This is a genomic window from uncultured Corynebacterium sp. (genome assembly GCF_937999985.1).
Classification (GTDB): Bacteria; Actinomycetota; Actinomycetes; order Mycobacteriales; family Mycobacteriaceae; genus Corynebacterium.
In genome coordinates, this window is sequence record NZ_CALLDG010000052.1 from 1 (window position 1) to 23874 (window position 23874).

A 23874-nucleotide genomic window follows, 5' to 3' on the forward strand; every position below is an offset into this window, starting at 1 on the left:
GCCGAGGGGGATCGAGGTGTGCTGGGGTGTTGAAAGTGGGGCTACGGAGGCGGAAATGTCGTTAGAACGGGAATGCGCAACAATGCGCCATGGCCCCCTTACCGGCTGCAGGCCTCTGAACTGCGGTTTTGCGGTAATGCAAATTATTCGCAGTAACGTATTCTCGTTCTAGCGACATTTGAGCCAAAACCCCGCTTCGCCACCCTTGGGTTGCTCCCTATTTCCAATATTGGAGAGGTGCAGATAGTTCAGTGGGGCTAATGGGGCTGATGTGGCGCGCGGTAGCTGTAGCCCTGCCGCGCAGCGCGGCAGCTGCAGCCCCGCCGCGCAGTCAGATCAGCTAGGCCTTCGGCGCACGCAGTCCCTAGGCCTTCGGCGCAGTCACCGTGTACTGCCACGCACCCAGCGCAGCGTTTGCGCCGGCACCCTGGGCAATCACAATCTGCTTGAAGGGTACTTCGGTGCAGTCGCCGGCGGCGTACACTCCCGGGACGTTGGTGGCATTGTGCTCGTCGACCACAATCTCGCCCATCTTGTTCAGCTCCACGCCACTCTCGCCCAGCCACTGGGTATTCGGCACCAGGCCGATCTGGATGAACACGCCCGCGACCTCCAGCGACTTCGACTCGTCGTTAGTGCGGTCCGTGTAGGTCAGGCCGGTGACGTTCTTGCCGTCGCCCACGATCTCCGTCGTCGCTGCCGAGGTAATCACGTCGATGTTCGCGGTTTCCTCTACACGCTGCATCAGGATGTCATCCGCCCGGCAGGCCTCGCCGAACTCCAGAACCGTCACGTGCTTCACCACACCTGCCAGGTCCAGCGCAGCCTCGATGCCCGAGTTTCCGCCGCCGATCACGGCCACGGACTTCCCCTTGAACAGCGGGCCGTCGCAGTGCGGGCAGAAGGTCACACCCTTGTTGCGGTACTCCTCCTCGCCTGGAACGCCCAGGGTTCGCCACTGTGCGCCCGTGGCGATTACCAGGGCGCGGGCGCGCAGGGTGGCGTCATCCCCAAAGTGCACCGTGTGTAGGCCACCCTCCTCGGTGGCAGGGGTCAGGCCGGTCGCAGCCTGGGCCTTCACCACGTCAATGTCGTACTGGCCGACGTGCTCCTCGAACTCCGCCGCCAGCTTTGGGCCTTCGGTGGAGGGTACGGAGATGAAGTTCTCGATGGAGTTCGTGTCCAGCACCTGGCCGCCGAAGCGTTCGCCGATCAGGCCGACGCTCAGACCCTTGCGGGCGACGTAGATGGAGGCTGCTGCACCTGCCGGGCCCTGGCCAACGACCAGCACCTCGTAGGCGTCCTTCTCATTCAGCTTCTTCGCCTCACGCGCTGCGGAACCAGTGTCCAGCTTGCGCACGAAGTCCTCGATGGTGGTGCGGCCCTGGCCGAACTCTTCGCCGTTCAGGTAGATGGTCGGCACGGCCAGAACATTGTTCTCGTTGACCTCGTCCTGGAACAGCGAGCCTTCCACCGCGGTGTGCTTGATGCGCGGGTTCAGGACCGCCATGGTGTTCAGCGCCTGCACCACGGTCGGGCAGTTCTGGCAGGTCAGGGACATGTAGGTGACGAATTCGTAGTCGCCGTCCAGGTTTTCTACCTGCTCGATCAGGTCCTGGTCTTCCTTGATCGGGTTGCCGCCGACCTGCAGCAGCGCCAGCACCAGGGAGCTGAACTCGTGGCCCATCGGGATGCCCGCGAAGGCCACGGAAATGTCGCTGCCGGTGCGGACGATGCTGAAGGAGGGCTTGCGCTCGTGCGCGTCGTCGCGGCGGGCGGTGATCTTGTCGGACAGCTCGGCGATGTCCTGCAGCAGCTTCTCCAGGTCCTCGGAAGCCGAACGGTCGTCCAGGCTGTACACCAGCTCGATGTCCTTGGTGATGCGGGGGACGAGCTGGCCGAGCTGCTTGCGCAGGTTGTCGTCCAGTAGTTGCTTAGCCATGGGGTGCTCTCTTTCTTTGTTTATTGACGCCACCCTAAGGGGGTGCGCGCCACACGGGGGTTCTTCGGGGAATGGGGTTTATTGGTGAGTTAAAGGCGCTAAAAACGGCGGGCGGGATCCGTAAGTGGAAAGCCCGGCCCGCCGTGGGTTTCCCGCCTGGGTGCGGCGGGGGAGTGGAAGGGGAAGTTAGATCTTGCCAACCAGGTCAATGCCCGGGGTCAGGGTGTCTTCGCCCTCTTCCCACTTGGCGGGGCAGACCTCGCCCGGGTGAGCTGCGACGTACTGAGCGGCCTTGACCTTGCGGACCAGCTCGGAAGCGTCACGGCCGATGCCCTCGGCGGTCTGCTCGATGTACTGGATCTTGCCCTCCGGGTCGACCAGGAAGGTTGCGCGGTCTGCCTGGCCGGCGCCCGGGCGCATGTTCTGGAAGTTGTTGGTCAGCTGACCGGTGGAGTCGCCCAGCATGTAGTAGTTAACCTTGCCGACCTGCTCGGACTCTGCGTGCCATGCCTTGTGCACGAAGTGGGAGTCGGTGGATACGGCGTAAACCTCTACGTCCATGCCCTTCAGCTCTTCGTAGTGGTCAGCCAGGTCGCCCAGCTCGGTGGGGCAGACGAAGGTGAAGTCGCCGGGGTAGAAGAAGAAGATGGACCACTTGCCCAGGACGTCGTCCTTGGATACCTCGGTGAACTCACCGTTGAAGAAAGCGGGGTTCTTGAAATCCAGAATCTCGGTGTTGATGAGGGACATGCTGTGCCTCCTTGGGGGCTTGGTTTCGGGTTTTTAGTTGGCAGTTCTTCGCAACTGTCGCCACAAAGCCTACCGATTTTCTTCAGCGCCGTTTTGACGGTCATCTTGGCGCCAAAGTGGATCATCGGGGCGGCAATAGAAGCTTTTCTGTCGCGTTCCACCACCTATTATAGCGATGCCTTTGCAAAAGTCAAGCATTTATAGGTTTAGATTGGTGATGGATTATGAGTGATAGTCGCGGGCGTTATCGATGCAGGAATCTGGATGGCGCGGAGTATGGATCCAGGAATGACGGGGGCGAGCTGCTTAACATTTGTTTCCTTTTCTAGGACATTACAGACAGCATGGTCTACCGGATCAATAAATAAAAACAGTGTCTTGAACTGGCCTGTAATGATTCATGGATTCTTAAAATAGACTGTACGGTCTACATATGCCTTTACAAACATCTAAAAGACGGCTAGGGTTTCTGCAATCTACTGAACAGATCGGTTCACTTTTAGTTTGGAGTAGGGGTTCAATGATTGTCACCGGATTGGTATTAGGTGCTGTGCTCGGCTGGGTCATGCAACGCGGCAGGTTCTGCGTCACCGGCATGATCCGCGACATTTTCTTGAATAAGACGTGGCGAGGCTTCACCGCCCTGCTCATCGTCATCGCAGTACACGCGGTCGGCCTTGCCGCCCTCACAACTGCGGGAGTGATTACGCCCGAGTACAAGCAGTTCGCACCGCTCGCCGTCGTGCTGGGCGGCCTGCTTTTCGGCATGGGCATCGTGCTGGCGGGCGGCTGCGCATCCGGCACCTGGTACCGCTCCGCCGAAGGCCTTATCGGCTCGTGGCTGGCGCTGATCTTTTATGCCGGCAGTGCTGCAGCTATGAAGGGCGGCTCGCTTAACGCTCTCAACGAGGGGATGCGCAGCTGGACGCTGCCCATCACCACCATCCACGGGTCTCTGGGGATCTCCGTCTGGTGGCTCGTTATTCCCTTCGCGCTAGGGGTTGGCTTCCTGACCCGCCACTTCCTCGCTCAGGAAGCTAGGGCGCCGAAGATGGCGACCCTGAAGTCGAAGAAGACAGGCCTCGCGCACCTGCTGGCGGAAAAGCCCTGGCACTTCTATCCCACCGCGGCCATCATCGGTGCGCTGGGTGTGCTCGCATGGCCACTGTCGGCAGCGACGGGCCGCAACGACGGACTAGGTATCACCAGCCCATCGTCCAACCTCTCTAAGTTCCTCGTCAGCGGCGAAGATACGGTGGACTGGGGAGTCATGTTGGTGCTCGGCCTGCTGGTGGGTGCATTCTTCGCTGCCAAGGCATCTGGTGAATTCCGTCTGCGCGTTCCCTCCGGCGAGCAGGCTGTTCGTTCCGTCATCGGCGGCGTGCTGATGGGCGTGGGCGCCTCCGCTGCCGGCGGCTGCACTGTGGGCAACGGCATGGTGCAGACCTCCCTGTTCAGCTACCAGGGCTGGGTTGCGCTGCTGTTTATCGCCATCGGCATCTGGGCAGCCGCCAAGCTGTGGCTCAAGCCCACGGATGTGGTGCCGGGCCAGGAAACTAGCCCTAAGACTGGCCAGGATCAGTCTTCCGCACGCACCGCTCAGCCAGCCGCAGAGCAGAAGGCCATGGCGGCGCAGCTGGGCTTCCAAACCACGGGCACCCTGCTGCTGGATCGCAAGGCCACGGTTGCGGAAAGCGCCGAATCGGTAGGCGCCAGCGGAGATAGCGACCTCAAATTGGTCGGCGACCGGACTTATAAGCTCGACACCCTCGGTGCGGTGTGCCCGTTCCCTCTGATCGACGCCAAGGCGGCGATGGCTGACCTTTCCGTCGGAGACTCCCTGCAAATCGACTTTGACTGCACCCAAGCCACCGATGCCATCCCGCGGTGGGCTGCCACCGATGGCCATGAAGTCACGAATTTCGAGCAGACCACCGACGCAGGCTGGACCATCACCGTCAAGAAGGGCAGCTAGGCTGCCAGCAGCCTATTCGGCCCCACCGCCCCATATTGGGGGTGGTTGGGGCGAGAGGGGCGTCACTAAGAAAAGCGAGTGACGAGCGAGCACGGCAACAATGGGGAGCATGAGCGACTCACCGGTAACTAGGCACACAATCTTCCAGAACTCCCTGATGACCGCCCTGCTGGACGGCATCTACGACGGCGAGATGACCGTCGGTGAGCTGCTGGGCAAGGGAAACTTCGGGCTGGGGACGTTCGATGCGCTGGATGGCGAGATGGTCATCATTGATGGCGTTTGCTACCAGCTGCGCCACGATGGCAGTGCCACCCGCGCCGATCTGGAAACCCGCAGTCCCTATGCCGTGGCGACGAACTTCGTGCCGCGCATCCGCCGTCGCGCCCCGGAAAACATTCGTCGCGCGGATCTATCGAAGTTCATCGACGGCATGACGCCCTCCTCGAACTACATGTACGCCGTCCGCATCACCGGACACTTCAGCAGCGTGGTCACCCGCACGGTCGTGAAGCAGAAGCCGCCCTATCGGCCGATGGTTGAGGCGACGGACGATGACGCCGAGCAACACTTCACCGACGTGACGGGCATTATCGCGGGCTTCCGCACGCCTGTCTACGAGAAGGGGATTTCCGTCCCCGGATGCCACGTGCACTTCATCGACGACTCGCGCACCGTCGGCGGGCACGTGCTGGACTTCACCCTGGAAGAGGGCAAGATCGAGCTGTGCCCCGGCACCGACCTGGAACTACGCCTGCCGCTGACCAGTGCGTTCTCCGAGGCGAACCTGGACCCGGAGGATCTAGACGCCCAGCTGCACAAGACGGAGGTTAAGGACTAGCCACCCTCAAAAAGCCTGCCATTGTTTCCCGGTCGATATAAGGTGATCCGCAGGGATTACCGAAGGGTGTTAAGCAATGGCTAAAAGAAGCTCGCTGCTATTCGCAGTTGCGCTGATCGCGGCGCTGGTGACAATCGTCGTGCCACCGGCACAGGAAGTTCGGGCCGAGGATGAGGGTAAGAATATCCCGCCGACGATGCTGATTTTGGACGCTTCCGGGTCGATGAAAACTCCGGACGCTGACGGGCAGACGCGCCTAGCCGCAGCAAAGGACGCGGCGCAGATGTTTTCTGTGGCCGTGCCCAGCGACGCGGAGTTGGGATTCATGGTCTACGGAACGGAGGTCGGAAACTCGCCGGAAGAACGCGACGCCGGCTGTAAGGACGTAAAAACCCTGCTGCCAGTGGAAAAAGGGAACGTAACCAAGATTCCCGCAGAAGTCGGCAAAGTGGAGGCCTCTGGACACACACCGATGGGGCCGGCCCTGAGGCAAGCTGCCGAGGAGCTGCCAAAGGACGGCGAGCGCTCGATCGTGTTGGTATCTGATGGCGAGGACACCTGCGCCCCACCACCAGTGTGCGAGGTCGCCAAGGACCTGAAGAAGGAAGGCATTGACCTCACCATCAACACCGTCGGCTTCCTGGTGGATTCCAAGGCCCGCAAGGAGCTGGAGTGTATCGCCGAGGCCGGAGGCGGCGAGTACATGGACGCCAAGGACACCGTGAGTTTGGCTGATTCCATGAAGCGGCTGACTACCCGCACGGCCCAGACCACTGAGACGGAAGCGGAGGAGATCAGCGGAGGCGACGATTACTCATCGGCAGCCAAGGTGCCGGCGGATGTGGAGACGTTCTCCACGAAACTGCGTGAAAAGTCCGGTGGCGACCGGGAGGACGAGGACGGCGCCGAGTACTTCAGCACCCCCATCGCCGAAGGCGAGCGTCTGGCGCTCAGCGTGGCCACGATGCCTCCGCCCTCTCAAGGTGATGGGTTGGGGAAGTCCAACTTCGCACTCAAGCTGGACGTAGAGGAATCAAACTGCTTCCTGGACAGCAGCGGAGACACCGGGATCATCGATTCCAATGGGCCTTTCTTCTCCTCCTACACCACGAAGCAGGCAGGCGAAGACTGTCCAGCAGGTGACTTCAAGTTCAAGGTAGTGCGCAAGAGTGGCCCGTACGAGGGGCAGGAAATTCCCGCGGAGGTCACCATCAAGCGCTTCGCGAACGAAGACCTCAATGGTGTTCCGGAGCCTTTCGAGGAAGAGAGCTTCTCCCATGAGGATTCCCCGCAAGCTGCCGAAGACGTGGAGAAGGTAGAGCCGGGGACGTGGTTCCACAACGCCACGGAGCTCAAGGCGGACGGTAAGTCTACGGTGAAGGCCGACATCGTGCCTGGTGAAACTCACGTGTACAAAATCAACGCTGAGTATGGGCAGAAGCTGCGGGGTGGAATGAAGTTGCTCACGGCCCCTGACGAGGAACTGGCGCGTATCTCTCAATTGCAGGTACAAACCCTAAACTCTGTGCGACAAGCAGCTTCTTTGCAGGAAAGTAAATCCGTCAATTCGGCCACCGAGGGCCAGTCCGTTGCCTTCGGCCATGCCGCCAGGCTGAACTATCGCAACATGGTGGGCGATGGTGAGGAACAACCGAGCGATGTTGCGGCGCGGAAATCTTGGTTGGATGGGAACCAGTACATCGTGGTTTTCTTCAACAACAGCTGGGGTGGCGGCGAGCACAGGGACCTTTCAGAGGTGAAGAACGAGGCCGCCACCTATGAGCTCACCACAGAGCTCACGGGGGAGAAGATTCCCGGCCCGAAGTTCTCGGAGGCTTCGCATCCGCAAGACCATCCGCAAGACGAGGACAGTGAAAACAATTCCAAGCAGGCTGCTGAATCCGAGGAAAAGGACAGCGAGGAGTCCGACTCGAGCCACAACCTGATCTGGTACAGCGTCATCGTGGGAATGCTGCTTGCACTGGGCGGTGGCGGTGTGGCCCTCGCCTACAGCCGCAAGCGCTAGGCGTTCGAGGAGGCGCTGAGCGCTCTCCCGGCGCTAGGCACTGGGCCCCTAGCCGCGCATAAATTAAGCCCCCAACTCCAGCGGAGGTAATCCGCAAAGGGAGTTGGGGGCTTAAAGCGTTCTCGCTCTGGGCGATGCCCTGGGGGCGAAACCAGTTGAGAACTAGCCCTTCAGGGACTCCAGCGGGGTGAAGCGCTCGCCGTACTTGGCGGCCAGCTCCTCAGCGCGGGCAACGAAGCCTGCAACACCGCGGGTCGGGTAGTCGCCACCGTCGCGGTCCGCGACCTTGCCCTCGGGGAGGGTAGCGGCGGCCGGGCGGTCGTAGTTCTTGATGTACTGGCGGGTACCGCCGGTCCATGCCGGGAAGCCGATGCCCATGATGGAGCCGATGTTGGCATCCGCATCAGAGGTCAGCACGCCCTCGTCGATGCACTTCTGGGTCTCCAGAGCCTCGGCGAACAGCGGGCGCTCCACCAGGTCGATGAAGGCCGGAGCGTCAGCCGGAACGTTGGAGCCAGCGGATACGCCGGTGGAGTCAGCAGCAGCCTTCTGGGCTGCGCCGGTAGCGGCGGTCTCCAGGCCGGAGCCTGCAACGGTGGACTCGCCGTCGGCGACCTTCACCTTGCCGGCACCCAGCTCGTCCCATAGGCCGCGCCACAGGCCGGTGCGGCGGCCTTCCTCGTTGTACTCGTAGAAGCCCTTGCCCTCGAGCTTGCCTGGGCGGTCGTACTCGTCCAGCATCTTGTCCACGATCTCGGTCACGCCACCGTCGTCGACGGTCAGGCCAGCGGCCTCCTGGGCAGCGCGGGTCTCGGAACCGATCTTGCGGGCCAGCTTCAGGTTCAGCTCGTCCTGCAGCTGCAGCGGCGGTGCCGGGTAGCCAGCCTGGCGGCCAGCGGCCTCGATGACGGCCGGGTCGATGCCCTCAGCCAGCATGCGCATAGCCTCGTTCAGGAAGAAGCCGATGACGCGGGAGGTGTAGAAGCCGCGGGAGTCGTTTACGACGATCGGGGTCTTGCGGATCTGGCCAGTGAAGTCCAGGGCCGCAGCCAGGGTCTCGTCGGAGGTCTCCTCGCCCTTGATGATCTCCACCAGCGGCATCTTGTCTACCGGGGAGAAGAAGTGGATACCGATGAAGTCCTTCGGGCGCTTCACGCCGGTAGCCAGCTCGGTGATCGGCAGGGTGGAGGTGTTGGAGCCCAGCACGCAATCCTCCGGCACGGCTGCCTCGATCTCTGCCCAGACCTTGTGCTTCAGCTCGGTGTTCTCGAAAACGGCCTCGATCACGATGTCACAGTCGGACAGGTCGGAGTAGTCGACGGAAGGCTTGATGCGGTCCAGCAGAGCCTTGGACTTCTCCTCGGTGGTCTTGCCGCGCTTCAGCGCCTTGGCCTCCAGGCCCTCGGAGTAGGACTTGCCCTTCTCGGCAGCCTCCATCTTGATGTCCTTCAGCACGACCTCCATGCCAGCCTTCGCTGCCACGTAGGCGATCGCTGCGCCCATCATGCCGGCACCAACCATGCCCAGCTTCTTGAACTGCTTCTTCTCAACGTCCTTCGGACGGGAGCCGCCACCGTTGCAGTACTGCAGGTCGAAGAAGAATGCCTGCATCATGTTCTTAGAGGTCGTGCCGGTGACCAGCTCCACGAAGTAGCGGGTCTCCACGGCCAGGGCCTCTTCGATGTTCTTCAGCTGTGCGCCCTCAACGGCGGCCTTCAGAATGGCCTTCGGTGCCGGCATCGGTGCGCCCTTGATCTGCTTGGTCACGTTAGCCGGGAAGGAGGGCAGGAACTGTGCCAGCTTCGGGCTGGTCGGGGTGCCGCCCGGGATCTTGAAGCCCTTCTGGTCCCACGGCTGGGATGCTTCCGGGTTCTCCTTGATCCACTTCTTGGCAGCATCGATCAGCTGGTCAGCCGGGACGACCTCGTCGATCAGGCCGGTCTTCAGTGCGTCCTCTGCACGGAACTGGCGGCCGGTGGTCAGAACCTTCATCAGTGCGTCCTGGATGCCCAGCATGCGGACCACGCGGGTCACACCGCCGCCACCCGGCAGCAGCCCCAGGGTGACCTCTGGCAGGCCAACCTTCAGGCCCTTGGCGTCAGAAGCGATGCGGTGGTGCGTGGCCAGGGCGATCTCCAGGCCACCGCCGAGCGCCGCACCGTTGATGGCGGCGACAACCGGCACGCCGAGGGTCTCGATGGCGCGCAGGCCGGCCTTCATGCCGTTGATCTGCTTGGTGATTGCTTCTGCGTCTTCCGGGGTGGACTTGATCATCGACTTGATGTCGCCGCCCGCGAAGAAGGTCTTCTTCGCGGAGGTGATGACCACACCCTTGGCCTCGCCGGATTCCACTGCGCCCTGCAGCTTCTCCACCAGCTCAGGCAGCTCGCCCTGGAAGGTGTCGTTCATGGTGTTGACCGGCTGGTTCGGGTCGTCCATGGTGATGGTTACGATGCCGTCGCCATCCTGGTCCCACTTGAACATGCTCATGTGTGATGCTCCTTGTTTTATTTATTGACGCCCTCACGCTTGCGTCCGCGGGAGGTTGTCAGAGGAAAATTGAGTGTTTCTTGTGTTTTGGTCTGCGGGAAGGTCGGTTAGACGCGCTCGATGATCGTGGCCACACCCATGCCGGCTGCGACACAGAGGGTGATCAGGGCGTAGCGGCCGCCGGTGCGGTGCAGCTCGTCGACGGCGGTGCCGGTGATGATCGCGCCGGTTGCACCCAGCGGGTGGCCCATGGCGATGGCGCCACCGGAGACGTTCAGCTTCTCGTCCGGGATGTTCAGCTCGCGCTGCGCGCGCAGGACGACGGAGGAGAATGCCTCGTTGATCTCCCAGATGTCGATGTCCTCGGGCTTCAGGCCAGCCTTGGCCAGGGCGGCGCGGGAGGCCGGAGCCGGGGCGGTCAGCATGATGGTCGGCTCCACACCGGAGGTGGCGACGGAGACAACGCGGGCGCGCGGGGTCAGATCGAAGTCCTTACCAGCCTGCTCGGAACCGATGGCCAGCAGGGCTGCGCCGTCGACAATGCCGGAGGAGTTACCTGCGTGGTGCAGGTGGTTGATGCGCTCCAGCTGCGGGTACTTGGTCTGCGCGACAGCGTCGAAGCCACCCTGGTCGCCGATCATGGCGAAGGCGGGCTTCAGGCCGGACAGGCCCTCGACGGTGGTGCCAGGGCGGATGGTCTCGTCGCGGTCCAACAGGGTGATGCCGTTCTGATCCTTCACCGGCACAACGGTGCGGTCGAAGCGGCCCTCTTCCCATGCCTTGGATGCGCGCTCGTGGGAGCGGGCAGCGAAAGCGTCGAGGTCCTCGCGGGACAGGCCGTCCAGGCTGGCGATGATGTCAGCGGAGATGCCCTGCGGGATGAAGTCGTTGTAGAAGTTGGAGGCCGGGTCCATTGCCAGGGCGCCGCCGTCGGAGCCCATCGGGACGCGGGACATGGACTCCACGCCGCCGACGAAGACCAGGTCGTCCCAGCCGGAGCGGATCTTCTGTGCGCCCAGGTTCACGGCGGTCAGGCCGGAAGCGCAGTAGCGGTTCACCTGGAAGCCGGTGGCGGTGTACGGCAGGCCGGCGTTCAGAGCGGCGGTGCGGGCGATATCCATGCCCTGGTCGCCGACGGGGGTGACACAGCCAGCGATGACGTCGCTGATGCGGTTGGGGTCGATGCCCGGGTTGCGCTCGATGATCGCCTCGATCAGGCCGGAGAGCAGGTCAACGGGCTTTACGGTGTGCAGGGAACCGCCCGGCTTGCCCTTTCCACGGGGGGTGCGGACGGCGTCGTAAATGAATGCCTCAGGGGCGCCAGTGTTACTGGTCATGTCAGTCCTATTTCCTATCGTTCTCGACAGTGATCCTTTAGTGCAGCGATCGGCTAGGACAGTGGTTCATGAACCCTGTGGTTCAGAAATCCAGCGGCTCATGATTCCAGTGACTTAGCAGGTCGCAACACTAGACTTGTGTCTCACGCCACATTACCCGTTCTTTGGGGAAATAGTTGTAGTCTTATGTCTTTTTCTGCCCCTAGAAGGTGCCCCCGCTGAATTGGGGGTAGTCCTAGCGCTTCTGAAACACCAGCACCAGGTTGGAAACCGCGAACTCGCGGAGCCCCGGCACTCGCACCATCCACCAGGCCCACCAGGGGTGATAGCGCGGGAACGCGGCCACCAACTCGGCACTTTCGCCGTGCACCGTGCGCGCGTACTCCAGGCCTTCGGCTGCGGAGACGTTGAACAGGCTCTCGCCCCAGCGGTTCTTCGGCGGCTTGCCCACCTTCTTTTCATAGCGCCGGGCGGCGAATTCCCCGCCCACGTAGTGCTGCCACAGTCCGGTTTCGTGCCCGCCGAATGGACCCAGCCACACCGTATAGCTGTAGATCATCACCCCGCCTGGCTTCGTCACCCGCAGCATCTCATCGGCCATCCGCCACGGATCCGGTACGTGCTCGGCGACATTGGAAGAGTAGGTGATGTCGAAGGCGTCACTAAGAAAAGGTAGGTCCAGCCCCGAACCCCGCACCGAGGTCTGCAGCTTGATGCCCGCGGCGGCCATCTCGCCGACGTCGGGTTCGCAGGTGTAGTAGTCCGCGCCGGCCTTATCGAAGGCCACGCCGAAGTAGCCGGGGCCGCCGCCGACGTCCAGGATCTTCGTGCCGTGCAGGGGCTCGCTCTGGTCTACAGCTTGTCTAGCCTCCCGCCCAGAACCCTGCCCCGCGCCGCGCACGCCAGCGTAGATGTCGCGTATCAGCCCGACGGTGTCCTCGGCTAGGTGGCCGTAGAAGATGTCGGGGCGGGTCTGCTCGTACTTGAAGTCGCTCAGCAGGCCGAAGGAGCGGCGCAGCGTGGCGCGGCGACGGAAAACGCTCAGGGTCTGGCGCTGGCGGTCGGGGTGGTTGTTCTGGCTCATCGAGTGTCTATCTTTTCAGGTTGTGCTGACTCTTTCTGCAGATTCACCAAACCCTGCAAAGTCGCAGGCGGTGGCGACTAACATAGTGTCCATCATGAAAGTACTGCTTCTCTGCTGGCGCGACACAAACCACCCCGAAGGTGGCGGCAGCGAACGTTACTTGGAGCGCGTGGGGGAGTACCTGGCCAACCAGGGCCACCAAGTGGTGTTCCGTACCGCACACTATCCCGGCTCCACACGATCGCAGCAGGTCGGCCGCAATTTCCGTTTTTCTCGTGGCGGCGGCAACCTGACGGTTTACCCGCGCGCGCTGGCCGCGATCCTGGCTGCCCGTCGGGGGCGTGGGTCCCTGGCGGATATTGGCCGTCCGGACGTTGTGGTGGATACCCAAAACGGCGTGCCATTCTTCGCCTCCCTGGTCAGCGGCGCGCCCACCGTCGTCTTGACCCACCACTGCCACCGCGAACAGTGGTCCGTCGCCGGCCCGATCCTCTCCCGCATCGGCTGGCTGATCGAGTCCACCATCTCGCCCTGGATCCACCGGCGCCGCCGCTGGGTCACCGTCTCCGCCCCCTCCGCCGAGGAGCTGGTGGAGCTTGGCGTGCCGCGCGGCAACATTGAGATCATTCGTAACGGCATCGATCCGGTCGCTCCTTCTTTGATTCCGGACGCCCCCAGCCCCAACTCTGACAACGCCAGCGAGGAACAGACGATCCACCTGGTGGCGCTGTCCCGACTGGTCCCCCACAAGCAGATCGAGCACGCACTGGACGCGCTGGCTGCCGTGGCGCGCACCCACCCGAATGTACGCCTGGATGTTATCGGCGACGGATGGTGGGCGGATCGTCTACGGGATTACGCCCGCGAGCTGGGGATCGAGCCGCTGGTGGTGTTCCACGGTTTCGTGTCCGAGGAGCTTAAGCACCGCATCCTCAACCGCGCCTCTGTACACGTGATGCCCTCGCGCAAGGAGGGGTGGGGCCTGGCTGTGATCGAGGCAGGACAGCACGGGGTGCCGACGGTCGGCTATGAGTCCTCCGCCGGGCTGCGGGATTCCGTCATCGACGGGGAGACCGGGCTGCTGTGTTCTTCCCCCGGCGGGCTGATGAACGCAGTCGAATACCTGCTGGATAACCCGGAGAAGCGACGGGAAATGGGCCGGGCCGCGAAGCGCCGGGCCGAGGAGTTCTCCTGGGACGCCACCGGCGCGGCATGGGAGAAGCTGCTGCGCCAGGAGGTCGCGCGCGAGCGCTAGTCAGCGCTGTCAGCCTTGCCCGCCTTGTCCGCCTTGTCAGGCAGCTGTCGGGTGCGGCCGTTCAGCTGCAGCCGGCGGGTGACGCGCCACAGCCACACGCACATGCCCCACATCATGAGCATCCAGTAAAACGTCATGCCCACGAACAGTGGCGCGCGATCTTGGACCGGCGAGCGCGGCAGAGTAGGGCTCTGCACCCGGTAGAGGTCGTAGTTATCAGCGGTGAGAACGCGCCGGATGCCCTTGGAGTTCAGCACCTGCAGCGCCTTGGTCATCGCCGCACCGTCGGTGATGGAATACCAGTCCACCAGCACCCAACTCACGCCATTGCGCTTGAGGGTGTTCTTGCCGTTCATAAGATCCGACAGGATCCTCATGCTGGCTGGGTTGCCATCCACCACCTGGCCATCGACGACCAGGAACCCCGGATCCATCGGTGAACCCGGCAGCAACTTCAGCCCCGGATCCACGTGCGGCCGGTCGCCGCGGGTGCGGTAGTTGCCCGGCGGGAGCAGCACAATCTTGCCGTTCGGAGCGCCGGAGATGATGGTGAACATCTGGCTCCACGTCTCCGAGAGCTGCACCCGCTTCAGCGGCGCCATATCCGCCGGGTACGCGGGGACAGTCAGCACGCACGCAACAGCCAGGCCGGCCGCCGCGGCACGCGGCGCCCACCGCGAACGGCTGGGATTGTCCGCCTTAGCCGGGGCCTCTCGGACGTCCCCAGCGCGGCGGCGCGGGTCCATCCGCTCCACCGCCACGGCTATCAGCAGCACAAATCCCGGAATCGCCAGGCAGACGAACTTCGAGGTATCGCGGAACATGCCCGCGCCGGGCACGTGGCTAATTGCAAAGCCCATAAGATCCACGCCCCAGCCGGTGGCCAGCAGAGGGGGCGTCACTAAGGCAAGAACAGTCAGCACCGCAACGCCGCGATAGACGCGCCACAGCTCCTTGAAGCCGAGCATCAGCACCACGCAAAGGATCACACTTATGACCACCGAAAATAGGGTGCGCGACGGCGGGATGGCCTCGGCATTCCAAATCCCCGAAAGCCCCATCGTGGAGGCAAGCGGGCCTAAGAAGGTCTCGCCGCGAGCGGAGAACAAGGCGGCGGACAGGGCATCGGAGCGGGTCTGCGAAGGATTAGAAATCCAGATCGCCGGCAGCAACCACGGCAACGCGGCGATGATGCTGGCAATGAGGCTGCGCAGGCGCTCCCCGTGCGAGGGGGTGAATACCAGCGCCGTGATCAGCGCCAGGATCAGACCAGTCGGCACAAAGCCACACAAACAGATCGCCACATACAGCAGACCGTGGGAGCGCGCGGCGGCCAGAAAAGCGACCGCAGGCAGCAACATGCCTGCAGTGGCGACGGTCCACTGGCCCTGCAGAAAACGCTCGATGACGAACGGATTCCACACCACAAACAAAGCTGCAACCAGCTGCGCGGAAAGCCGACCGCCCGCCATATCCCGCACCATCGCGGCGGCGAAGTAGCAGCCCATCAGGCAGGAAACCAGAACCAGTGCGCTGGCCAGGAGCGTAGCGGAGACGGTGGGGGAGAAGAGCGTTAGCACCGCATCCTGCGGCAGGGCGCGCGGGGCGCCATCGTTGATGCCCAGGTTGTTGGAATTCTCCGGTAGGGAATCGGGCACGAACATGTCCCGCAGCAGAAACGCCTTCGAGGAATCCGGGCGCAGACCCAGCCAGAACGGCCACAAAGTGACGATAGAGACGAGGAAAGACCACCCCAGCGCGATCCTTTGATCGCGCTTGGTGGTGGTCTTCGGGGGCTGCGTTTTCACAGCCAATAGTCTAGTGGCTCAGCGGAAATAATTGCGGGAATTATTTAGCCGCCAGGCGTGCGGAGCGGTGAGCGATCCAGCCGACTACCAGTAGGATCAGGCCAACCACGCCCAGGATCCACGGCAGGATGGTGCCCATCAGCTTGATCTTCTGCAGACCGTCGGTGGCCTTCTTCATCTGGCCGTCGCGGGACTCGTCATCCCAGGCACCCGGGAAGTACACGGCGGTACGGGTCGGGTTGTTGATCTCCTCTTCCTTGTTCTCGAAGATCTCCTGCGCCTCTTCGTCATCCTGCGCGTAGTACTGGAAGACTTCCTCGGAACCGTTGACGATCACGCCGGTATCCGGCTGCACGCGCAGCACGCGGTGGACGGTGTAGTAGCGGGACAGCTCGACCTCCGGGCCGAGGTCCTCTTCCTTCTCGCCGTCTTCGCCTTCCTTCTTTTCGTCGGCCTTCTCGTCCTTCTTCTCGGCCTGCTCGCCGTCCTTGTTCTTGATGTCGTCCGGGTCGATGCCCCAGACCTTCGCCGGGAACTTCAGACGCAGCGCGGCCAGGGTGCCCTTGTCGCCCTTGGAAAGCTCGCCGTCGGCCTCCAGGCGCTCGCGCAGAGCAGGGTACAGCTCGGTCGGGGGAACGGTCTGCTCGAAGCGGTAAACCTTCTCGCCGTCCTGCTCTTCCTCACCGACGTAGTCGATCGGCTGGGTCTTCAGGATCTGCATGTCGAAGTAGTCGTAGGACTTGCGATCCGTGCCCATCGGGAACTGGTAGGTGATGCCCGGACGGGTGAACGGAGCGACGGAGGCCTCGACCTCTTCGTCCTTACCCTCGTTGGCAGCTGCATCCAGGGCCGGTGCGTTTAGCTCGATCGAGGACGTCGGCTCCGGCACGGGCATCTGGGTCTTGCGATCCAGGGTGATGTGGTCGATCGACGCGCTGATCAGGTTCTTTGGCTCTTCCCGGTCCGTGCGGAACAGGGTCTGGCCGGACTCGAGGGTCACGACATCATCGTCCGAAGGTTCCTGGGCGGTGGTGAATCGCTGGGACTGCATCTCCAAGTCCTTGTTGATGAAGCAGCTCACCTGCGGGTTGTCGCCCTTACACTCGGGCTTGTCCTTGTTGTTGCCCACCGGTTTGCCGGCAGCAAGCGCCCCAGAGTCCAGCAGATTGCCGGGGGTCTTCGGGGTGATGGTGGTGGATACGAGGTCCAGCGGCAGCACCTTGCCCTTCGGGACGACATAGGTGGGCAGTGCGATGGCAAAGACCAGCATGGCTACACCGAGCACGATCGCTACGGAGGAGAGGATTCTCTTCATAGGATGGGGTTTCCTGACTCTATCTGTCTATATCTATCCGGTGACTGTAGTTAGCCTGTAAAGCTTCCAATACTTTAGCCAATCAAAACTAGATACTTTGCAGTTTTAGAATTTTTCTCTAGAAAAGTCTTCGGGGGTGTTTCCGCGTGCCGTTCGGTTAAGCTGATTCCGATGAGCACGAAGATTCCCTCCGCCCGCCCCGCGCCCTTCCTACCTGCACTGGAAGGTCTCCGCGCGATTGCCTGCTCCGGCATCATCATCACGCACGTCGCGTTCCAAACCGGCGCGGATACGGGGAACCTGCTGAACCGCATGATGGCGCGCACGGATTTCTTTGTGCCCGTGTTCTTCGCCCTCTCCGGCTTTTTGCTGTGGCGCCGCCACCGGGCGGACTTTGCGGTATCTACCTCGCAGGACAATCTGCTGACCTTGGCGGGTTACTACGTGAAGCGCCTGGGGCGCATCTTCCCGGCCTACCTGGTCACTGTCGCGATTGTGCTGCTGTTCTTCCCGGTTGCGGGCTCGCCGACGGTGTGGCAGATGATCTCGAACGTCATCATGGTGCAGATCTACGTCGACGGTGGGCTGATCGGCGGGCTGACCCATCTGTGGAGCTTGTGCGTAGAGATGGCTTTCTACCTAGTGCTGCCTGTGATTGCGGTGGCGTGGGGGCGTCGAGAAAGAAAATGGCGCATCGTGTGGATCGTCGTGGTGGCCGCGGCGAGCTTCGGCTGGGCCTTCATCCCCGCGTTCGCCGAGCCCCCGGCGCCGGGTGGATTGAACCCGCACATCATGCCACCTGCGTTTATCGCATGGTTCGGGGTGGGGCTGCTCGGCGCGGAGCTGGAGTCTATCGTGCAGGATCGTGCCTACGCGCGCACGGGTAAGGATGGAGCCGAGGGTATTGACGCCCGGTACCAGCTGCCGGAGGTGCGATTCGTAGCGAAGTTTCGCTGGGTGTTCTGGTTGCTGGCCATCGGTGCGCTGGCGGTCGCGGCCTCGGACGGGCCGGAGGGTCTGACGCACGCGGCGCCGGCGGAGTTCGCCCGCCGGACGCTATATGGCCTGGTGTTCGCTGCCGCGCTGATCGTTCCTTATACGCTGGCGCCGCGGTCGAGGTTCTTTGAGTCGGCACTGATGCAGGCGCTGGGCCGCTGGTCGTACGCGATCTTCCTGTGGCACATGTCGCTGCTATCGCTGGTGTTTCCGCTGCTGGGCGTGCCACTGTTCAGCGGGCACACCGCCCTGGTGCTGGTGGCAACGTTCGTGCTGAGCGTGCCGGTGGCCGCGCTGAGCTACTCCTTTGTGGAGGAGCCCGCGCGCCGGTCCATTAATTCCTGGTGGCGCTCGGTTCGGGATGCCAAGACAGAGACCACCACGGCCAGCAGCACGACGGCGAGCGCGCCGTTTACCACGAACCCGCCCGCGTAGTAGTTTCCGCTGCCCCAGGCGCCGCGGATGCACAGCAATAGCGCCAGGAACGCGGCCGTTCCGGTGATGACCTTGCCCGCCAGGATGGCGCGACGGATGGCACGGCTCCGTGGGGTGTGCTCTGTAGCCTGGGCCTTGTCTGCTGCCACTGGCTCAGCTATCGCTGCCGCCGTACTATTCGGCAGCGCCGGCATCCGGCGGGTCCGCCGCACCACGAAGATGCACAGTCCTACCAGCACCAGCGCCGCCACCAGGCCGATGGCCAGCCACGCGCGGTAAAGTTTCGTGCCCTCGAAGTGGGTGGTGACCAGCCCGGACTTGCCCTCCGGGACGAGCCACCCCTGCTGCCAGCCATTCACCGTGATCGGCGTGAGCTGCGTGGTTTCGCCACCTTCTTCCAGCGTGGCGATGCGCCCAGGGTTCGCCTGCGAAGGGCTGAACAGCACACGCTTCTTATCCGAGGCCTCCAGGCGGGTGGATTGCTCCCCGGGTGCCAACTGCTCCAGCGGGCTGGCCTGTTCCACCGGCTGCGCCGCCGGGATTTCCCGCACCGCCGCGCCGAACAGCGGCTCGGCGACGGAGAGCGCCACCCAGCGCGCCGTGGTGGACAGCACGTGCTTGCCCGCGGGAAGGTTCAGGGTGTCGCCGCAGGTGTAGCCCTTGCCGTCGATGGTCACGGGCGCCTGGTTCTCGCGGGCGCATTCGGAGGTGTGCACCACAACCGGCAGCTCGCCCGCGCCGTTGCCAATTGCTTCCGGCGCCTCGAAGCCGCGCAGCATGACGGATTCGCTGATTTCCTGGCCGAATACCCACCGGTTCAGTGTTGCTCCTGTTGCCCCTGTTGCTCCCGCGTTGCCCTGTGAGTCGTCGCCGCCATCCACCGGGGGCACCGTCGGCACGCGCCGCGGCGTGACGTCCTTTTCTCCATCGGCCAGTACCTTCGCCTCGGCTACGCCGAAGTCGCCGAAGGCGCCCACGATCGTCACGCGGATCGCATCGGCCCGCCCGGCGGGAACCTTCACCTTGTTGGTCTCGCCGGTCTTAAGGGTTGCGGACGTTCCCGACACGATTCTCCCCTGCAGGTACGTCGTCACCTGCACACGCGCAGGCCGACCCTGAATGTCCAGGTGCAAGCCCAGCCTGTTGTATGCCTCGTCCATGCGGAACTCGATGTACTGCCCCGCCACGTTGCCGACCGTCGGCCGCCACGCGGTCCTGTGCGAACCATCCACCGCGGAGGTTGCGGAAGAATACGTCTCCGCCCCGCCAAAACTCGTCGGGTCCGCGGCGGTGGAGGAGACCCGCACCTCGCCGCGGCCTTCCACGCGCGTCATCTGCTCCGGCGCGACCTCCTGCCCGTCCGCATCGCGCACGGGGTAGTCGCGCACCGGGTTCAGCACCTGCACCGGGTCGTCTTCGCTGCGGATTTCGCTGTCCGCGCCCACCACGTTGCCGTAGTTGTGGTCGCGCAGCGCGGGCGTGTCCGTCACCGTCTGTGCGGGTAGCTCTAGTTTTTTGCCTTGTGACGCCCCCACACGCGCCCGCGCCGCACCCTGCCTACCCAGGGCCGCGTCCGCCGCTGCCAGGCGGGGGAGGGATTCGGCGCTGGAATGGGTGACGTCGAGGCGTTCGGCGTCAATAATCCGCAGGTCACCCGCAGTGCCCACAGTGTTGGGAGTAACAGGATCCACCCGATAGATCCGCACCTCCTCGTCGTCGCCGAAGGCCGCGGTCTTGCTGAAGCCCCCGGAGCGCTCGAGGGTGCGCTCGATCCGCTTGGCGCCGGGGGTGTCGGCGGCGGTGGTCAGGTCGTAGCGCAGCACCAGGTAGCCCACGCCCTGCTGCCACAGCGCGGCGGCGAGGGAGGGGATGGCGGTGCCGGCTTCCAGCTCCCGCTGCACGCCGTCGAGGCCGCGGATGGCCTCGGGCTGCACTAGCGGCACGGAGTCGCGCACGACCCACGGCACGTCCAACAGGGGCTGGACGGGTTCGTCGCGGGTGTTTCCCCAGGTCTGGCGTGCAAAGCGTGCCTTGGGGAGGATCATGGTGCGGGCGGGGGCGTGGGTTTCCCCTGCTTCCTTGGCGACTTCCGAGTTCAGCCAGTCCGCGGCCTCGGTCCAGTAGTCGGGCACGCTCCGGTAGGCGTCCGCGGCGGCGATGCGCCCCGACCAGCCCGTGGCGGTGACCACGACGACTAGCAGGCAGATGGCAATGGCGCGGGGGACCTCCGCGTGCTTCTCCGGGTGGAGCCACCGCGCCCAGCGTTCGCGGCTAAGCCCCGGCCAGGGCAGGCGCGCGAGGCCGTGGGCGATGCCCACCACCAGCGCCAATCGCACCAGGGGGTCGAACTTGTGCAGGTTGCGCAGCGGGGCGCCCGCGCCATCCAGGAAAATCCGGCCCCAGGAGGCCAGCGGGGAGATCGGGGCGGTGGCGAAGACCATCGCGGTCACGCCCAGCAGCAGGATCGCCAGCCAGCGGCGGGCGAAAGGTAGCTGCGGGCGGGTGAGCCCCCATAAGCCCAGGAACGCCACCAGCAGGGTGCCGGCGACGAAGACGGGTTCGCCGACCAGCTCGTAACCGCCCTGGCGTTCGGCGGAGAGGAAGGGGGTCCAGCTGGTGGTGCCGCGCAGGATCTCCGCGAGGTTCATCCAGTTGGTGGTTAGGGATGCGGACTCGATGTAGTCCGTGAATGGCGGGGAATACTTGCCCAGCAGGAGCAGCGGGCCGATCCACCAGAACGTGGCCAGCAGGCCTGCGGGCACCCACCACAGCGCGAAGTACAGGCCCACGCGCGGACGGCGGATGCACATACCCAGCCAGAAGATCACGGCGGGCAGGATGGCCACGGCGGTGGCCACGGCGTTCACCGCGCCCAGGCACAGCACGGCCAGGGCGCTGAGTAGCGCGTATTTAGCCAGGTGGGAGCGTGTGTGGCGGTCTAGCTGGGCATCCCGCCCCAGCATCGCCGCGCTCGCCACGGGCAGCAGCACCCACGGCACCAGCGCGCACACCCACGCCTCGGAGCTAATGGCCCCGAGCGTGGTGAGGATCCGCGGGGAGAGTGCAAAGAGAACGCCCGCGATCACGCGCGAGCCGCGGCTGCCGATCCTTAGCCGCTGCAGCAGAAGGACCGTCCCGGCGAACGCAAGCGCCAGCAGCAGCCCCCACCAGAGACGTTGCGTGACCCAGCCGGGCAGGAAGGAAAACACGGCGAAGAACAGGCCGTGCGGGAACAGGTACCCGTACGCCTGGTTCTGCAGTTGCCCCAGCGGGAAGGTATCCGTCCAGGGGTATAGCGCTTGGCGGAGGAATCCCCAGGGGTTGGCCGTCAGGTCCAGCTTCGTGTCGGCCGAGGTCAGCCCGGGGGACTGTAGGAATGCGAAAAGAAACCACGCGAGGGTGCTATACACCCAAGCGCGGCGAGAAAGGGGGCGGTGCGCCGTGGTTGGCACGTGATGGTGCGCCTTTATTCGGAAATGCGGCCGCCGTACTGGACGGCGCCCAGGAATGCGTTGTCCTGGTTCACGGCGATCTGTTCGTCGGTGGGCAGTTCAGTGGTATCGGCCATTGCGCCAGCGCCGAAAGTTGCGGCGCCGCCCAGGACCAGGCCTGCAACTGCGGAGGCGACCAGTGCGCCCAGGCCGCGACGGTTAGAGGCGGTTTCGTTAGCCATGTTAATTCCTGTTCCTAGTGGGATTATTGTGGTTTTAGCGTACTAGCTTCTTGTAGATCGTACCTAATGAAACGCCAACAGACCTTCGTTTGGGAAAACTAGTCCTCATCTTCGATCGGCGGGACGATCAATACGGGGCGACCGGCGTTCTTGATGATGCTGTCCGACACGCTGGACTGCAGGAAAGACTTCCAGCCCGATAGTGCACGGGTGCCCGTGACAATCAGATCCACATCCAGCTCATCGGCAGCGTCAACAATGGCGCTCCAAATAGCTGTTCCGGACTCTACCAGAAAGGGTTCGGTAACAAAACCATGGGAGTTGGCCAGATCCACGCCCTCGTTGCAGATGTTCACGGCCTCTGCGTATGCCGGATCGTCGTCCTCCGGATGCTCGCCGGTTTCATTGGACCAGTCGTGCTGCATCATGCCGCTCATGCCTGCCGCGCGCGCAGCCTGGCGGTGGATCGGCTCCCACACGGTCAGGATGTAGGCGTTCTTGGCGGACAGGAAACGCCCGGCGTGCTCCACAGCGCCACGGGCTTCGGCGGAGCCGTCGTAGGCGATCAGGACGGTATCGCCGCTCGCGTCGAAAGCCGGCTGGTGTGCTTGCTGGGCTTGTTCTGCCTGCTCGGTCATGTTTATCGCTCCTCGGTGGGCACTTCGGTGCCGCTTCGGTGGCACTTCACGATTGGTGCACTGCTCGTTGCGTTTGTTACTACGTTAATACTATGCCTCGTAGACACGTAGCCGCTGGCGCTTTAGGTTTCGCTCTTGTTGTTGCCTCTAGCGCTTGTTCCTTATCGACGCCCACTGACCAGCCAGCCGATACCTCCACCTCCGCTGCCACTTCCGCCGCACCCAGCTCCGAAAGCTCCGACGCCGCCGAATCTAGCGCGCCCCCAGCGGAGAACCAGCAGGCGTGTGCCCGGGTGGAGGGTAAGGCCCCGAGGGAGATGGCTGGCCGGATGCTTGCTGTGGGCGTCACCACCTACGAATCAGCAGAACAAGCCGTCGACGAAGGTGTGCGCCACCTTTTCATTGGCTCGCAGACCGATAAAACCATCCTGAATGGGCAGGGCGATCCCGCGCGTAGCCTGGCAGCGCTCGAGGAGCGCGCGGGCGAACCGCTGACCGTGAGCGTGGACGAGGAAGGCGGGCTGGTGCAGCGCCTATCCGAGATCGTCGGTGAGCTGCCGAGTGCGCAGCAGATGGCGGAGACGATGAGCCCCGATCAGGTGCGCGACCTCATGGCCGAACACGGCAAGAAGGTCCGCGACTTGGGAATCACCGTGGACTTCGCGCCGGTGGTGGACCTGGCCGGCGGCCAGGAGATTTCCGATAACGCGATCGGCTCGCGGTCCTTCAGCGCCGACCCGAAGGTGGCGGCGGATTACGCGCGGGCCTACTCGGAGGGCCTGCAGCAGGCGGGTGTGACCCCGGTGTTGAAGCACTTCCCGGGCCACGGCCACGCCACGGGGGATTCTCACATGGGTGCCGTGACCACCCCGCCGCTGGAGCAGATGCAGGGCAACGACCTGCTGCCTTTCCGCGAACTGGTGGATGTTGAGGGCATGGCCGTGATGGTCGGCCACGTGGAGGTGCCGGGGCTGGGCGAGCCTTTGCCGTCCTCGGTGAATCCTGCGGCCTACAAGCTGCTGCGGGAGGGCGGTTATGGGCCGAAGCATGACGCCCCAGGTTTCGACGGCGTGATCTACACCGACGACCTAACGGGCATGAAGGCCGTGACGGATCGCTACCCCGGCCCGGAGGCGGCCGTGGCGGCACTGGCGGCGGGAGCGGACGTGGCGCTTGCCGCAGCGGGGGCCGTGGAGATCCCCGATGTGGTGGAGGCCATCCGCGTGGCGATCGATGACGGGCGGATTCCTGAGGATCGCGTGCGCGATTCTCTGAATCGCACCTGTGTAACGGAGTAAAAGAATTCCCT

At 63.7% G+C, this 23874-nt stretch carries 15 protein-coding genes and 1 pseudogene; 6 read left to right on the plus strand and 10 right to left on the minus strand.

What is annotated here, in order from left to right:
* Positions 1–364: 364 nt before the first annotated feature.
* Positions 365–1942: an alkyl hydroperoxide reductase subunit F gene (gene ahpF, locus Q0331_RS02165; RefSeq protein WP_298074461.1), complete on the minus strand. Its 1578-nt coding sequence runs from the start codon at positions 1940–1942 to the stop codon at positions 365–367.
* Positions 1943–2128: 186 nt separating this feature from the next.
* Positions 2129–2692: an alkyl hydroperoxide reductase subunit C gene (ahpC, locus tag Q0331_RS02170; RefSeq protein WP_298074463.1), complete on the minus strand. Its 564-nt coding sequence runs from the start codon at positions 2690–2692 to the stop codon at positions 2129–2131.
* Positions 2693–3212: 520 nt separating this feature from the next.
* Between ahpC and Q0331_RS02175 the strand changes: the two genes are divergently transcribed.
* From Q0331_RS02175 to Q0331_RS02185, 3 genes are all read left to right on the plus strand, one after another.
* Positions 3213–4667 (plus strand): YeeE/YedE thiosulfate transporter family protein, encoded by a 1455-nt coding sequence (locus Q0331_RS02175; protein ID WP_298074465.1) that lies wholly within the window; start codon positions 3213–3215, stop codon positions 4665–4667.
* Between the two features lie 109 nt (positions 4668–4776).
* Positions 4777–5508: an acetolactate decarboxylase gene (gene budA, locus Q0331_RS02180; RefSeq protein ID WP_034965553.1), complete on the plus strand. Its 732-nt coding sequence runs from the start codon at positions 4777–4779 to the stop codon at positions 5506–5508.
* Positions 5509–5584: 76 nt separating this feature from the next.
* Entirely contained in the window at positions 5585–7534 is a 1950-nt protein-coding gene (locus tag Q0331_RS02185) for a VWA domain-containing protein (RefSeq protein ID WP_298074467.1), read from the plus strand.
* A gap of 162 nt (positions 7535–7696) precedes the next feature.
* On the opposite strand, the gene Q0331_RS02190 is transcribed toward Q0331_RS02185, so the two are convergent.
* From Q0331_RS02190 to Q0331_RS02200, 3 genes are all read right to left on the minus strand, one after another.
* Positions 7697–10024 (minus strand): 3-hydroxyacyl-CoA dehydrogenase NAD-binding domain-containing protein, encoded by a 2328-nt coding sequence (locus Q0331_RS02190; protein ID WP_298074469.1) that lies wholly within the window; start codon positions 10022–10024, stop codon positions 7697–7699.
* Between the two features lie 107 nt (positions 10025–10131).
* The gene (locus tag Q0331_RS02195; protein WP_298074471.1) at positions 10132–11361 is read right to left on the minus strand and encodes an acetyl-CoA C-acetyltransferase; all 1230 of its coding nucleotides are present in this window, start codon (positions 11359–11361) and stop codon (positions 10132–10134) included.
* Between the two features lie 235 nt (positions 11362–11596).
* On the minus strand, positions 11597–12445 hold the full coding sequence (locus Q0331_RS02200) for a bifunctional 2-polyprenyl-6-hydroxyphenol methylase/3-demethylubiquinol 3-O-methyltransferase UbiG (protein ID WP_298074474.1): 849 nt from the start codon (positions 12443–12445) through the stop codon (positions 11597–11599).
* Between the two features lie 94 nt (positions 12446–12539).
* Between Q0331_RS02200 and Q0331_RS02205 the strand changes: the two genes are divergently transcribed.
* The gene (locus Q0331_RS02205) at positions 12540–13700 is read left to right on the plus strand and encodes a glycosyltransferase family 4 protein (RefSeq protein WP_298074575.1); all 1161 of its coding nucleotides are present in this window, start codon (positions 12540–12542) and stop codon (positions 13698–13700) included.
* Here Q0331_RS02205 and Q0331_RS02210 read toward each other — a convergent pair.
* Complete coding sequence (locus tag Q0331_RS02210) at positions 13697–15508, minus strand: hypothetical protein (RefSeq protein WP_298074476.1); 1812 nt, start codon at positions 15506–15508, stop codon at positions 13697–13699. The two genes, Q0331_RS02205 and Q0331_RS02210, sit on opposite strands and share 4 nt — an antisense overlap.
* Before the next feature lie 40 nt (positions 15509–15548).
* Positions 15549–16823 (minus strand): DUF3068 domain-containing protein, encoded by a 1275-nt coding sequence (locus Q0331_RS02215; protein WP_298074478.1) that lies wholly within the window; start codon positions 16821–16823, stop codon positions 15549–15551.
* Positions 16824–16994: 171 nt separating this feature from the next.
* Between Q0331_RS02215 and Q0331_RS02220 the strand changes: the two genes are divergently transcribed.
* Complete coding sequence (locus Q0331_RS02220; protein WP_298074480.1) at positions 16995–18254, plus strand: acyltransferase; 1260 nt, start codon at positions 16995–16997, stop codon at positions 18252–18254.
* Positions 18255–19651: 1397 nt separating this feature from the next.
* Here the strand turns inward: Q0331_RS02220 and Q0331_RS02225 are convergent.
* The 3 genes and pseudogenes from Q0331_RS02225 to Q0331_RS02235 all read right to left on the minus strand — a co-directional run.
* Positions 19652–21706 (minus strand): annotated as a pseudogene (locus tag Q0331_RS02225) (DUF3367 domain-containing protein); the annotation flags it as partial.
* 14 nt (positions 21707–21720) lie between these two features.
* Positions 21721–21927, minus strand: coding sequence for a DUF2613 domain-containing protein (locus Q0331_RS02230; protein WP_005297166.1), 207 nt, complete (start codon positions 21925–21927; stop codon positions 21721–21723).
* 98 nt (positions 21928–22025) lie between these two features.
* On the minus strand, positions 22026–22565 hold the full coding sequence (locus Q0331_RS02235) for a universal stress protein (protein WP_298074482.1): 540 nt from the start codon (positions 22563–22565) through the stop codon (positions 22026–22028).
* Between the two features lie 92 nt (positions 22566–22657).
* Here Q0331_RS02235 and Q0331_RS02240 point away from each other — a divergent pair, with 92 nt between their 5' ends.
* A complete protein-coding gene (locus tag Q0331_RS02240; RefSeq protein WP_298074484.1) occupies positions 22658–23863 on the plus strand; it encodes a glycoside hydrolase family 3 N-terminal domain-containing protein in 1206 nt (401 codons plus the stop codon).
* Positions 23864–23874: the final 11 nt, after the last annotated feature.